The organism is Candidatus Cryosericum terrychapinii (genome assembly GCF_003570925.1).
In the GTDB taxonomy this organism is placed as follows: Bacteria; Caldisericota; Caldisericia; order Cryosericales; family Cryosericaceae; genus Cryosericum; species Cryosericum terrychapinii.
Genome location: NZ_QXIS01000032.1, coordinates 19,722 through 33,271 on the forward strand (window position 1 = coordinate 19,722; position 13,550 = coordinate 33,271).

General features: G+C 59.0%; 13 protein-coding genes. 4 read left to right on the forward strand and 9 right to left on the reverse strand.

The window, feature by feature from the left end:
* Positions 1-7 precede the first annotated feature (7 nt).
* On the forward strand, positions 8-1,423 hold the full coding sequence (locus SMC7_RS05265; RefSeq protein WP_119089306.1) for a hypothetical protein: 1,416 nt from the start codon (positions 8-10) through the stop codon (positions 1,421-1,423).
* Positions 1,424-1,591: 168 nt separating this feature from the next.
* Complete coding sequence (locus SMC7_RS05270) at positions 1,592-2,386, forward strand: M23 family metallopeptidase (RefSeq protein WP_119089307.1); 795 nt, start codon at positions 1,592-1,594, stop codon at positions 2,384-2,386.
* A 45-nt stretch (positions 2,387-2,431) separates the two neighbouring features.
* Here SMC7_RS05270 and SMC7_RS05275 read toward each other — a convergent pair whose 3' ends face one another.
* The 3 genes from SMC7_RS05275 to SMC7_RS05285 all read right to left on the reverse strand — a co-directional run bounded on the left by SMC7_RS05275 (position 2,432) and on the right by SMC7_RS05285 (position 5,865).
* Positions 2,432-3,262, reverse strand: coding sequence for an FTR1 family iron permease (locus SMC7_RS05275; RefSeq protein ID WP_119089308.1), 831 nt, complete (start codon positions 3,260-3,262; stop codon positions 2,432-2,434).
* A gap of 98 nt (positions 3,263-3,360) precedes the next feature.
* Entirely contained in the window at positions 3,361-4,191 is an 831-nt protein-coding gene (locus tag SMC7_RS05280) for a hypothetical protein (protein WP_119089309.1), read from the reverse strand.
* A 12-nt stretch (positions 4,192-4,203) separates the two neighbouring features.
* Complete coding sequence (locus tag SMC7_RS05285) at positions 4,204-5,865, reverse strand: nucleoside kinase (protein WP_119089310.1); 1,662 nt, start codon at positions 5,863-5,865, stop codon at positions 4,204-4,206.
* Positions 5,866-5,960: 95 nt separating this feature from the next.
* Between SMC7_RS05285 and SMC7_RS05290 the strand changes: the two genes are divergently transcribed.
* Complete coding sequence (locus SMC7_RS05290; RefSeq protein WP_165845164.1) at positions 5,961-6,557, forward strand: RNA polymerase sigma factor; 597 nt, start codon at positions 5,961-5,963, stop codon at positions 6,555-6,557.
* On the forward strand, positions 6,554-7,417 hold the full coding sequence (locus SMC7_RS05295) for a hypothetical protein (RefSeq protein ID WP_119089312.1): 864 nt from the start codon (positions 6,554-6,556) through the stop codon (positions 7,415-7,417). The genes SMC7_RS05290 and SMC7_RS05295 overlap by 4 nt, the downstream gene beginning before the upstream one ends.
* Positions 7,418-7,428: 11 nt before the next feature.
* Here the strand turns inward: SMC7_RS05295 and SMC7_RS05300 are convergent, their stop codons facing one another.
* The 6 genes from SMC7_RS05300 to SMC7_RS05325 all read right to left on the reverse strand — a co-directional run bounded on the left by SMC7_RS05300 (position 7,429) and on the right by SMC7_RS05325 (position 13,446).
* The gene (locus SMC7_RS05300; RefSeq protein ID WP_119089313.1) at positions 7,429-7,947 is read right to left on the reverse strand and encodes a hypothetical protein; all 519 of its coding nucleotides are present in this window, start codon (positions 7,945-7,947) and stop codon (positions 7,429-7,431) included.
* Positions 7,948-8,017: 70 nt separating this feature from the next.
* The gene (locus tag SMC7_RS05305; RefSeq protein ID WP_119089314.1) at positions 8,018-8,827 is read right to left on the reverse strand and encodes a M23 family metallopeptidase; all 810 of its coding nucleotides are present in this window, start codon (positions 8,825-8,827) and stop codon (positions 8,018-8,020) included.
* A gap of 172 nt (positions 8,828-8,999) precedes the next feature.
* Entirely contained in the window at positions 9,000-9,923 is a 924-nt protein-coding gene (locus SMC7_RS05310) for an ABC transporter ATP-binding protein (protein WP_119089315.1), read from the reverse strand.
* A gap of 16 nt (positions 9,924-9,939) precedes the next feature.
* Complete coding sequence (locus SMC7_RS05315) at positions 9,940-10,809, reverse strand: hypothetical protein (protein ID WP_119089316.1); 870 nt, start codon at positions 10,807-10,809, stop codon at positions 9,940-9,942.
* A gap of 60 nt (positions 10,810-10,869) precedes the next feature.
* Entirely contained in the window at positions 10,870-11,628 is a 759-nt protein-coding gene (locus SMC7_RS05320; RefSeq protein ID WP_119089317.1) for a hypothetical protein, read from the reverse strand.
* A gap of 261 nt (positions 11,629-11,889) precedes the next feature.
* Positions 11,890-13,446 (reverse strand): B12-binding domain-containing radical SAM protein, encoded by a 1,557-nt coding sequence (locus tag SMC7_RS05325; RefSeq protein ID WP_119089318.1) that lies wholly within the window; start codon positions 13,444-13,446, stop codon positions 11,890-11,892.
* Positions 13,447-13,550: the final 104 nt, after the last annotated feature.

Consider the following 13,550-nt stretch of genomic DNA (forward strand, 5'->3'; position numbering starts at 1 on the left):
GTGAGCGATGGATGAGAAGGAGAAGGCACAGTTGGCGCAGGCACTGAAAGGGCAACTAGCTGGGGGACAGCGCCCCGGCTCCATCATCCCATCCGTACGTCCTGCCATCCAGCCCGACCTCACTCCGTTTGCGATTGCGGCCTGTGCCGCGAATGCCCATCTGCATCGGCATATCGATGACGCGCTGCGGCGGGCTGACCCCACCTGGGACGCGCAGGCGGCAGGCAGCATGCTCGTGCGTCACCCAGCGCTGGTCACCCTGTCCATGGAAGACGCAGCGTATGCGTGCAGGTTGGTGGGAGTATCGGTGGCAGCACACCACGACCAGCGGGCGCGGGCGTGCCTGGGTGAGATCATGCGGGATGGTTGGCGCCGCGTGTGGCAAACGGTCAGCGCCGGAGAGAGCATAAGTCTGGAGCGGTTCAGGGCGATGCATCCGAGGGAAGAGCAGCAAGAGCCCGATGTGGAACTGGTAGTGCTGGCCTGGTACGCCGACGTCTGCGGTGTCCCGGTAGCGGAGAGCCCGTTGCGTGAGACTCTGGATCATTCCCTCGTCAAGGCGCTGCACCGCCTGACTCTGGCAACGGCGGAGATCGATTCGGCAAGCCGGTCCCGCTATGATGCCGCTTTGAGGTATGACCAATTGTGGTGGCGAGCGACCGGTGGCGACAGTGGAGACCGGGAGCTTGCGACGCGCCTGAGCGCCGCCCGTGACGTTCTCATGCAGGTGGCGCAGGTGGGCCAGGCCGTTTCTCCGGGACCGGGCGACGTCTGGCAGGCTGCCTTCCTGCTCGCTGGAACCGATGCTGGACTCGACGACGGGACAGCCGTCAGCATGCTCGCCGGACTCTTTGCTCTGAGGAAGGTGTCAGCGACACAGTCACCAACCGTCTACGGGCCGACTCCATCGGTCGGCGCCCCGGCGGACGGCGAGGAACTGCGCAGGGCACGCGCAGACCTTGTGATACAACTGCGTGAGGTGCACCGCCTGACCGGCGAGCTGGACCGGGCACGCGACCGGCTGAGCGCGCGCGAGGCCGAGATCTCGCGGCTGATGGGCATTCTCTCGGCGCGCGACGAGCCTGAGGCTGAAGTGCAATACACCGTGCGCTCCATCACCGAGCGGGTCCTGGTCGCCGGTGGACATGAGACATTGTCCCGGAACCTGCAGACATGGCTTCCCAACAGTGTCTGTATCGCTACAAATGGCAAGGAAGACCTCGACCCGGCAATCCTTTCCACGACTCGCCTCGTGGTCGTCCTGACGTCGTACATCAGCCATTCCTTCTCGGGTAAGGTGATCAACGAGGCACACAAGAGGGACCTGCCCGTCCTGATGCTGGAATGGCGCAGCGCCAAGCACATCCTGCAGGAGATCGACCGCGCGCTGACAGCCCAGCAGGACCTTCCGGCAAAGCAGTAGACCCTATTGTCATTCCCGCACAGGGGAACGTGTTTCTCCTGTATCCGTCATTCCCGCGTATGTGGGAATCCATCTTTGACCTTATTGCCGTTGTCCAGGCTGGTGAGTGCCATATACTAAAAGGTTAGGCCCAGATGAGTCTGTGCCGTGAACGTGGAGGTCCACAGAGTGAGAACGCACAAGGCAGCGGGATGGATCCTGCTGGTGATAGCAGTTGCGGCGGCAGTCGTCGTTTTGGTTGGATTCAGCCGTAACCGTGCCGACCAGCGTCAGACAGTCGCCTACGTGCAGTCCCCGGACATCTGGCAGGCCAGACAACATCTCCTGTGGCAGGAGGTCGACGTCGCTTGTAATGCCCAGGTGGCACAACAGGAGCGTATTCTGCAGACGGCCGAGGCTGAAGAGGCGGCGGACGTGGCTGCGGTTAAGGCCGGAGACCACGAGGCCATGATACGCCAGAGTAACCGCGAAGATCAGCTCATCCGGTCGGTCATCGCGGGATGTGACCCGGCGGTCGCATCGCAGCTCCAACCCGTGGCGGAGCTGGCATGGCCGCTGACGGGACCCATGAAGGTCACCTCACCCTATGGGGAACGCATGCACCCCATCATCGGTGAAGAGACGTTCCACCGGGGCGTCGATCTGCGCGCTCACTACGGCTCACCCATCCTTGCGCCCGCTGATGGGGTCGTCCTGTACATCGGTAGCAAGACTACCTATGGCAACATGGTCGTCGTTCTGCACGGTGGAGGTATTGCCACCGTCTATGGTCACCTGTGGAAGTTCGCGGTCCACCCCTACGAACGCGTCAAGAAAGGGCAGCTTCTCGGGTATACGGGCGACACGGGCTTCAGCACTGGTCCCCACCTTCACTTTGAGGTGCGCCAGGATGGCGAACCGACCAATCCGCTGGAGTGGCTGCCTCCCATCGAGACAACCGAGCAGGGGGCGGTCATCCAGTGACCGCGTCCTTAGTGCATAACGCTCTGCACTGAGGTCAGAAAGTTCTCAAGTTGACTGCTTTGAGGCCATCGATGCTGACGTTGTTGGGCGAAAGTAGGCCCACAGCGCTCCAGCCAGGTAGGCAATCCATGCGACGACTTGGACGAGATTGGGGCTGTCGACGTAGCCAAAGACAGAGCCCAGCAGTCCACCGACGATACCCGTGTCACTCAGCAGAGCGCGCGTGGACCAGAGAGGGGCGATTCCTGTCGGCAGAAGTCCAAGGCCCTGGAACTCGCCAACACCCCCGACCAGGAGACCAGCGGCCATGACGATGAGGAGGACGCTCATAACGGTGAAAAACGGCTTGAGAGCCAGCCGCCTGCTGCCGCCGTAAACGATCCAGCCAAGAATGGCGGCGACGGCGAAGCCGAGGACGGCACCGCTGATGGTTGCAGCTGGACTGGCCTGCTGTGTGGAGCCGACGACGAAGAGGACGGTCTCGATGCCCTCCCGAATGACCGAGATGAACGCGAGTGAGGCGAGTGTCCACACGGAACCGTCGCTGACGGCATGCAGCACGCGTTGCCGCAGGCTGGAGCCGATCGTTGCCGACTCGCGCTTCATCCACAGGGTCATCCACGTCAGGATGATGACCGCCAGGAGCTTCAGACTTCCCTCGAGGGGCGCCTGGAAGCCTTCGACCTTCGTCGTGTGCAGGACGGCGAAGATACCAACGGCTGCCGCAATGCTGACAATCGCCGCCGCCGCTGTCCCCAGCCATACCTTGCTCGCAGACCGGCTGGCGCCCAATTGACGCAGGTAGGCCAAAATGATAGCTAGCACGACCGCTATCTCTACTCCCTCTCGAAGCGTTATAATGAACGTATTCAGCATATCTCACCCTTTCCTGCCGACGCACAACGGGCTCTCAGCAAGAAAGTATATGTAGTTATTCTAATAAACAAGTGAAGCAGGTGTCAACATCGCGGTCCTTACACCCCTGGCACGATGCCGCCCATTGGTGTCAGGTCGAGCCCGTTTGCCCGCAGAACCCGGATGAGCGCATTGAGTCCCACGGAATCGCAGGCCATGTGCCCGGCGACGACGAGCGTCCCTTTGACCTCCGACTGGCGCAGGTTCAGGATGTCGGCGACCTCCATGTGCAGGGTCATCACAGTCCCGACGCCATGGCGCCAGTACGCTTCCACGACGGCCGAGCCACCATTGGTACCACCAGCAAAGGCCGTGACGACCTTGCCGGCGGGCGCAGCGGGGTCTCCGACGACCACCGCGGGACGCGTCTTCGCATGCGCGAATTCAGGAATTTCCAGCAGGATGTCGGTGAGGTCCTGTACGGTCGCTGCAGGGCCAGTCTCGGTCAGGCGCTGCTGAACGTGGACGTCCACGATGCGTTCCATCATGAGGTCGCAGGGATAGTGGATGTTCATGAACGGCATCCTCATGAGGCGGGCGACGCTGGGCATGTAGTCCCAGTTGCGCATGTGGTTGTTTCGTTCGACACCGAACTGCCGGGATCGCAGGGCCTCACGTGCCTCGTCCTCCAGTACACCTGCTTTCGTGAGGGTTAGCAGTTGCCGGTTCATGACGAGGTGCAGGTTCAGCATGGCCTCGTCTCCCTGAGGGTGGTGCACGATGACGCCATCGTATCCCAGGTCGCGAGCGATGCTCAGTAGACCGGTATCGGCGTCGATGCACACCAGTGCCTTTGTGATCTTCCCGGGTACATATACTTGCGTGTCCTCCGGGACCTCCGTGAGTCCTGCCATATCGAGTGCCAGTTGCATGATTCGGTCAGTGTGCATAAGTCTCTCCGCTTAGTAGTTGAAGTAGCTGTTGCCGATGAACTCGCGGATGATGGACGTGCTGGGAATGACGTCGATGTCCATTACCGGCAGAAAGTAGTCAAGGAACCGGATCAGCCGGCGTGCCTCGGAATACTCGGGCACCGTGTTGTCGATCTGCAGCAGAAGCTGCATGGCATAGTTTTTGAGGAAGGCTAGCTCGTACACGAGCGATGAGTTGAACATGGCGTCGGCGTTCTCCTGGAAGGGGAAGATGTGCCGTTCCTCACCCATGCGGACCGAGTGCCATATCTGCAGGGTCTGAAGGGCTGAGTACCCACGGAAGTTGTGGTCACGCACCATACGCCGCAGGATGCGCACGTCGGTCGTCGGGATTCGGTTGTCGGCGTCCAGATTGAGGAAGGTGAGGGCCGAGACGTAGATGCGATACTTGGCGCTGTCCGGTATCTGGGATGTCAGCTTCGGGTTCAGGCCATGGATACCCTCGACGACGAGGATGGTACGGTTGTTGGGGACGATGGTATCGCCAGTTTCGGTGGAGGTCCCGGTCTTGAAGCTGTACTTCGGTCGGGTGACAGTCTCCCCGGCCAGGATACGGTTGAGGTCGTTGTTGAACCGCACCGTGTTGAGCGACTCCAGGCACTCGAAGTCAGGCTTGCCCTCCGGGTCCAGGGGGTTCTTGTCGCGGTCGACGAAGTAGTCGTCCAGCGAAATGGCATGAGGGTCGAAGCCGTTGACCCTGAGCTGCAGGGCCAGCCGCTTACTGAACGTCGTCTTCCCGGACGAGGACGGGCCCGCAATGAGGACCAGGTGGGCTCCCGAGGCCGTAACGCGATCGGCCAGCTGCGCGATCTTTTTCTCATGCAGCATCTCGCTCACCATGATGAGCTCGCGGGTGCGGCCGCTGGCAACGACACTGTTGAGGTCTCCTGCCGTTTCCACGCCGATGATGCGTCCCCACTCCTCTGCCTCGTCGAAGATGTCGGCCAGCTTGGCCTGAGGCACGTAGTCCGGCAGAGCGGTGGGACTGGTGATGCCGGGGAAGACGAGCACCATGCCGGTACGGTAGGGGATGAGGTCGAAGAGCGGAGTATCACCGGTGCTGTGTGGCATGAAGCCGTAGAAGTAGTTGGGGTGCTTGCCCAGGTAGTAGATGTTGACGGTGGACTTACTGCGGTAGCGTAGCAGCTCGGCTTTGTCGTGCATGCCCAGGTTCTCCAGCAGCTGCAGGGCGTCCCACTTGTACAGTTCCTTCTTCTGGTACTCTACGTCTTGGTCGATGAGCTCGTGCATGCGCTGCTTGATCTGAGCGATCTCGTCGTCGGTCACGCGCGTCTCGCGGAAGTCGCAGAATAGGCCCTGTCCCAGCGAATGAAGGACCCGGAGCCTCCGGTCGGGAAAGAGGTCACGTGCTGCAGCGTACAGGATAAACACGAGACCGCGCTGGTAGATGCGTGCGCCGTCTTCGACGCTCATGTCGATGAAGCGGATGGTGGCGTCGTGCTTCAGCGTCTTGAACAGCTCACGGATGTCGTTGTTGACGCGTGCCGCCATGATGCGTGACGTGTGGTATGCTGCGTAATCCTTTGCCAGCGAGTCCAGACGGACCCCTCGCGGGCACAGGACGTCCTCGCCGGTCTCCTCTATGTGCAGTCTGATCATCTCTGTCGCCATTGTAATGCCTCCTGACTTCTCAGTCTACGCGTCAGAGCGGTCTGAGCAAGAGTGACGGCCCAGGCAAACCGGCTATACTGTCAATTGTGGCGGGGGTGAGCGTGGTGGAGGGCAAGTCCGATCAAGATCTCCTGAAGGAGGCACTAAGCGACACCGGAGCAGTAGCCGTGCTGTACGATCGATATCGCGACCGCATCTTCGCATGTCTCATCCGCACGGTGATGGACCGAGACCTCGCGGAGGAACTGACTGAAGCCGTGTTCGTCAAGATGGTGGACAACCTTCCGAAACTTGCACGCGGCAGAGCACCCTTGGTGCAGTGGCTCTTCCGTGTCGCCAACAACGAGGCCATGTCATGGTTCCGCCATCGCCGCAGCGCAGACAGATATTTGGCAACTGCTCGCATTGGTGATGATGACGCCGACCCCGACTACGACGACTTGGTCGCGGAGGCTCAGGGTCATGCCGGCGAATTGCGTGTTGCCGCCGAGAAGCTGGCACCCTTCGACCGAGAGTGTGTCATGCTGCGCTACGGCGAGGGATTGACACCACGGGAGATCGCACCGATGCTCGGTTGCAGCGCAAAGCAGGTCAGCAACGCTCTTCAGCATGCCTTTCGTGTGTTGCGTGCCGGCATTTCAGCAAATCCGGGCGGGTTGCGTTGTCCTCATGAAGAGGAGGTGAGAGAATGACTCAAAAAGAACTGGAACATCTGCTCGAGAACGTGGACTGGGAGTCGAAGGTCGACCCGTTGTGGGCTGAGGCCAGTCGGCGGCGTCTCGTTGCATATGCCGACCGGGTGGGGGTACACCGCCGCCATGTGCAGCATTGGCGTCTGACGTTGGGTCCCGCTCTCGCCATCGTGCTGGTTGTCCTCTGGTGGACCCAGACGGCACCCCTGCGCACGGCCATCCATGCTACTGCACAGCTACCCGACAGCGTCCGCCTGCTGCAGGAGACGCAAAAAGGAACATCCAGCTCTGACTTGGTAGAGTCACCGCTACGCCAGACGTGGAACAACCTGATTGCGCTGGTCACCCCTGGAGCACGTTTGGCTGTGGTCACCGATGCAAGGCGGGATTCTGCAACAGGCTTGGTCCGCGCGACAGTGCGCGGTACGGATGGGTACATTCTTGTTGACCCTCATTCGAAGTCCCTGGTAGGAGTCGTTGGGATGAGCGTCCCGAGCGACACGCATACGCAGGAGCCGTCCATCCCTCTCTTTGTCCGACTGGAGCTGGCGCGGCAAATTGCCATGGCCGATCCTGTAGTGCAAGAGAGCGGCCGTCAGGCAGTAGCGGTCTCTTCCCTGACTGTGTATCATCTCCAGTCCACAACTCGTGCGTCCTCTTCTTCACAACAGCCTGCTGCCTCAGGAACGTTCGTTGCCGTACGCTTGCAGCAAGTCAGCGAGACCGATCCCGATCTGACAGCAATCGTGAATACTGTCGAAGGACGCGTCGTCCAAGTCGTCAACACAACTCAGTTAAAAGGACTGGTGATCAGCGACTTTGCCGGAGCATATGCTGTTGTAGATAAGCAGGGCAGCTAGCCCAGCTGAAGTCATTGACCACTGGGACCGCCAGATTCCTGCCAAGTTGTGCTATAGGAGACACGTGAAGAGGAACTTGAAGTGATCAGATAGCCGATGACGGACCAGATCTTGGTCTGCTCTGTGCCAAGGAGTTGCCGCAGCCTGAAGACGACGACGTCCTTTTGCTGTGAAAATGTTACCAGAAACAAACGATCTCCATTCTTTGGATCCTTTCCCTCATCCTGGATGGACTGAACGTGTGTGATGTTTAAGTTTTGAGTGTGTAGATCGAAAGAACCCTCTCCCGAAGCATCCGTTGCAACAAAAGAGGTCAGGGTCTTCCGTGGATCCAGAAGGTCAGAACGTTTGCCGCTGTCTGCCAATTTCTGGGCTTGTTGCAATTCCTCGTGAGAATACGAAATGTGTACCCAGGGGTCAAGCACAGGACGGGGCTTTGGTGTGTACCAAGGCCGCCATGCCAGCAGCAGAATGACGAGCGTTACCAGTGGTGCAAGTACAATCAGTGCAGTTCGGAGTTTCTTCTTCATATGTCGTCTCGTCGTCATGTTGGTTTCACCTCTCGCAGTGTACCATGAATTCCAGCCAGCGTGCAGCCGTTCAGCTTCCGGAACGGGGCAGCAGCATCAACGGGTCGACGGGTGTTCCGTCGCGGCGTATTTCGAAGTGCAGATGGGGCCCAGTGCTGAAGCCCGTAGAACCTGACAGTCCGATGACTTCACCTTTGCTGACCGATTGTCCGGTGTGCACGCCAATGTGGCTCAGGTGGCCGTAGATGGTGGACAGGTGTGTCCCGTGACGTATGACGACGCAGTAGCCGTATCCCAGTTTGTTGCCACGCCAGACGATAACACCACGCGCGGTTGCCATGACCGGCGTACCGGCTGCCGCAACCAGGTCGACGCCGTGATGCTCAAGCTCCTGGCCAATAATGGGATGTTCGCGCAGGCCAAATGGCGACGTGACGACAAGCGTGCCAAGGAGCGGAGGAACAAACTGCTGTGGCGTTGGCAGCAGCAAGACTTGCCACTCCCGTGTCTGTGTCGCAGCACGACGGAAGAAGGCATCCTCCAGAGTCAGTTCGTGTTCCATGGCAGCGGGGTCCTGAGCCGATATCGCGTTCCACGTTGCCTGTTCGGCGTCCCGAGCCCGAATGGAGGCGATCGGATGCTGAATACTGAACGGCGTGTTGAGCGTCGGAGGCGTGACATCTCCGCGCGCAGCCGCCTGCGACCGGTACCACATCAGTGATCCGATCGCAAGGATCAGGACAAGGACAACGGTCAGGCATCCCTTTCTGCGCCGATGCGTCCGCGGTGGAGACCTGTGCTGTGTCTGGTGAGGATCTGGAACATAGAACGCAGATGAACCGTAGTATGTGTCCGTTTTTCCTGGTTGTTTCTGATTCATATCTGTTTTACGCCCTTTCGAAAGAGTGGCTATGAGTGGTTTACTGCATTATGTTGACGACGATTGCACCCTCTGCAGGTATTCACATCACCCCTTCACCTCTATAACGCAATGTGCCTGCTTTTGCTGACGAGATCTGCGCGTACTGTTCTGCCAGAGTTCGAAGGCGCAGTTACTTCTTTTCTTCCTGGATCGCTTGCAGGAAGGTTGTCTCCAGAGTGTCTCGATCCGGGGTGATGGATTCAATGCTGGCTCCTGCCTGTACCAGATCACGAAGGGCAGCAGGAACAGGGACGGCGGTACCAACCATTCCTCCTTGCACCCCGTCTTTCTGGGAAAGGGTTGCCTGATGCTGAGCAGCCCACTGTTGGACCAGTGACCAGTCCTTGGCACCACTGACCTGCAGATCAAACCCATGGTAGGGAACAGGATCATTCTTGCTCATCTGACGCAGGACATGGCCTTGCTTGACAATGGCCACGCGGTCACAGACCTGTTCTACCTCATTAAGGAGATGACTTGCCAGGAAGATGGCAACCCCTTGATCTGCCAGATGCCGGATATTACTGCGTAGTTCTGCGACACCCTGAGGGTCCAGTCCATTGGTAGGTTCGTCCAGCAGGAGGAGCCGTGGTTTCTCCATGATGGCCTGGGCGAGCCCCAAGCGTTGACGCATTCCCAGGGAGTATCTCCCTGCCGGGGTCTTGTTGGCTGGGTCCAGCCCCATGAGTTCCATAGTGGCATCAACTTCCGGAAGGCCGATGACCCCACGGATGGAGGCAAGCAGTTGCAGGTTGCGTCTTCCGGTCAGCTCGGGGATAAAGGAGGGATACTCCACAAGGACCCCGATCCCTGTCGGCAGCTGGGCATTCCTGACCGTCAGGTCTGTCCCAAGGATCGTGACCTTTCCTTTCGTGGGATGTGCCAGACCGCACATGATACGGAGCAATGTCGTCTTCCCTGCTCCGTTGGGACCAATGAATCCAAAGACTTCCCCTGCATCCAGGGTCATGCTGACATCATGCAGGACTTCATGCACTGTCTTGCGGGACCGATACTGCTTGCAGATCCCTGTTAGTTCACATACATGTTCCATGACATATCTCCTTTCATTACAGGTCTACATACCGTGCAGAGAAATATCCCAATGCTGACCATATCACGCAAAGAATGCCAAAGACGATGACAGATGCGGCAACGGGGAACGGATAGAGGGCTGCTGTTATTTTTGAGTCGGCCCATTGCCAGTGCTGTGTGAGTTGAAGCTGCGTCGAAAAGAAGAATCGGCCGCCTCCTGGCGAAAAACGGGTCACTCCACCTTGCAGACTCATGTCTACCATTAATATCCAGACAACCGGGATGAAAACGGCGACAGTTTGACGCCACCATATGGAGATCACGACGGACAGCAGGGCTATGCCACACAGGGCCGGTGCCAGGTACCCAATGAGGCCTGCGAAGAACAGGGGTGGGCTAAGTGGCATGTTTGGAAGAAAATGATAGGCACGGAAGCTATATACTTGGTTTATGGTGCTGGTCAGGAAGGGACTGAACGACGTGCTGGCCGGCAGAAAGAGAAGAGCAACCCCCAAACTGATGACAACTGCCGCTCCAACAAAGGCAACAGCCGCCAGAAACAAAGCTGGGATCAATGATACAAACCAGGTTGCCCGGTTGCGGGTACGGGAAACCAGCATGGGCAACCGGCCGGCGTGCTCGTCCCTCAGGAAAGCGTCGCCAACAAGGAACACGAATGTCGTAACCAGAATGATAATCATCATGATATCGGCGCACAGCATTTGGACAGGAACGTCCCAGATGTTTGCGGGAGCGGAAATGTAATACTTGGTGAGAAGGTACGAAATCCTATCCTTACGGTCAAGAACGACTGCCAGTGCCAGGAATGCATCAATCACCAGGACGAACAGCCATCGCTTGCTGGAAAACAACCGACTACACTGGTACCGCATCATGCAAAACATCGTCAGGGCCTCCTTGGAACAAGGTACAGTATCACGACCATCTCGTTCATCGCATTGCTCCTATGCATCTTCCTGCTTCCCGTAGGCAATGATGGCAACGGTGGCCGCTACCAGCAACCAGATCAAGAAATACATAAACCGACCCGACATGGTCCCCCTTTCCAGTGCCAGAATCCGAGATGGATTCCACTGCTGAGCACTTTCAGGTATCGTGACCATCGCGACAAAGATGGCGAGTGCGGGAACAATGCTGACGACAAAAGGAATCGGCACCCACACAGCCAGGAGCAGGGCAGTCGTCGAGTAGGCTGCGGCCGCCAGCAGGTCAACTCCTGCGAATTGGGCTGCAAACCACCATGGATGTGCAAGATACGAGGCATGATCGGCAGGGTTGATATTGGCGAACTCACTTGTGCTAACTGTGGGTGCTAGTCCTTTCATGTGCGCCGCTGCCACGGCGGCGACAGCCAGCGACATTGTCAGAAGCAGACAGATAGCGATCGCCATCCCAATACCTTTGGCAACAATATATCTTCGACGTGTCAACCCCCGCGTGAGCACAAAGGTGGCCCAGGACGTATGGCGGTCGATCGCAAAGGAATCTCCGACAGCCAGCCCGGTAATGATGGGAAGTTCCCATGGGAGATTTGCCATGAGAGCGATCATGAAGTCTGCTGGTGCCGATCCAGGATGAACGCGCGTTGTGTTTAGACTGATGATATATACGAGAATTGCTGCGAGTGCTGCTGCCAGGATCCAGAATCTTCTGCGTGACAGCAGCCGTCTTAGCTCTTCTGCAACCATATGGATGACTACCATTGTAACTCCTGTGATGTCCCCGGCGTCTCTACGTGTTTCACGTATTACTCCTTTCTTGCGGTGAAGTTGCCCCCATTACTGGGTCAAATGTCTTAACAAGCCAGAACGTTTCAGTCATTTCCTATCCTTCTACACGCATTTGCCTTACTCCCTCGCCTCTATAACGCAATGGGTTAGATTTTGCTGAAGGGGTATCCAGAAATAGTTCAGCGCTGCCGGGGTTTGGCAGCGCTGAAGGAGGAGGCAATATGCGTGAGGGAGTCAGGAGCGGGGTGGTCCTTCTTGATGGCCGTGGGCGGCGGCGTGTGGTGCAGGGGTGACGTGCCCACGAAGCAGGTGCTTGAGGAACAGGAAGACGCCAGGCGCGCGGTTGCGCAGGAAGGATTTCATCATCTCTCGTTCTCCTTCCCAGTGCTCGGTGGTGGCGACGATAGCGCGCATGGGCAGACGGGGCGACAGGACGATGCGGTCCATCAGGCGACCCATACGAGAGTCTGTGCCATGCCGGCGGTACCATCGGCGCAGCGCGTTGAAGGACAGGGCCATGAACGCGACCTCTCCCGCGTGGAAGCCAGGCTGGTCGAGGAAGGTCAGGCGCGTGTAGTCGATGGGTTCGACGACAGAGCCATCCTTGATGCTGACGTCGTACAGGACCGTGGAAGGATAGGGCGAGAAGACGCTCATACAGGCGTCGTCCGTGTGTGCCTGTGCGTTGAGCTTGGGGGTCAGCAGTGCCGTGGCGCGTGTTTCGCCGGGCAGCCCCACCATGTTGTAGGCAAAGATGCGAATGCCCGCAGCGTGGAGCCGCTCGTTCACCTGGACCAGGAGCTCGTTGCTCATCGTGCGGCCCAGTGACCGATGGCGCAGCGCTTCGTCGCCCGACTCGATGCCCAGGTAGACCTGCGTGCAACCCATGTCGGCCAGTAATTGGACAGTATCCTGGGTCAGCAGCTCGGCGCGGTGGTCGCAGGCGAACGGGAGGCCGACCTCGCGCTTGTACAGCTCTCCGAACCGGGCAAGCCAGTCGACGGAGATACCGAAGACGTTGTCTAGAAAGCGCAGCTCGCGCACCTCGGGGTACCAGGTCCGCAGCGCCTGGATGTAGGCGATGGCCCCCTCAGGCGTGCGTGACCGATGATAGTTCTTCGCATTGGGGTACAGGGAGCGGAAGGCGTGGTTGGTGCAATAGGTGCAGCTATAAGGACACCCGCGCGACAACATGCCGAGTGCAGTGTGTGTGCGAGTGGCAATGAGCCGACTGCGGTCGAACAAGCTGAAGTCGGGGATCGGCAGCTCGTCGAGGTTTGCTACCAGCGGGCCGACCGGTTCATGCCGAAGCTCCTGCCCATCGCGCCACCAGACGCCGGGAATACCTTGCGGAGTCCTGCTGGTGATCCAGGCGTCCACCAGCTGAGGTAGCGCCAGGTCGCCGTCGCCTTGGAGGACGGCATCCACACCCGCGACGCTCATGCAGCGTTCGGGCGCAAGCGAGGCATGATAGCCGCCCCAGACGATGGACGCGTGTACCGCATCCTTCGCCCAGCCGGTCCACTCGCTGACTGACGGGAAGGCGCTGGTGCGTACGGAGAATCCGATGATGTCAGGATGCGTCGCCGTCAGACGCGCGGCGAAATCCTCCCGCGTCGGTGGCTGGGTCACGTGCAGGAGGCTCGCCGTATGGCCGGCCTGCTTGAGCGTCGCGGAAAGGGCCGCCAGCCCTTCGGCATACCAACCCCCGCGGTCCACCCTCACTTTCTGTGGTTTGCTGTAGAGTCGTGTCGTCGTATAGTCAGGATAGACCAGTGTCACCCGCGCCATGTTCGTGCCTCCTCCATCCTTCTTGCCTGCCCCGTGCTGGGGTGGTGTCGTGTCAATGTCCTGTCACATATAGGACGCAGATGACACACATTCTTCTTATCAAG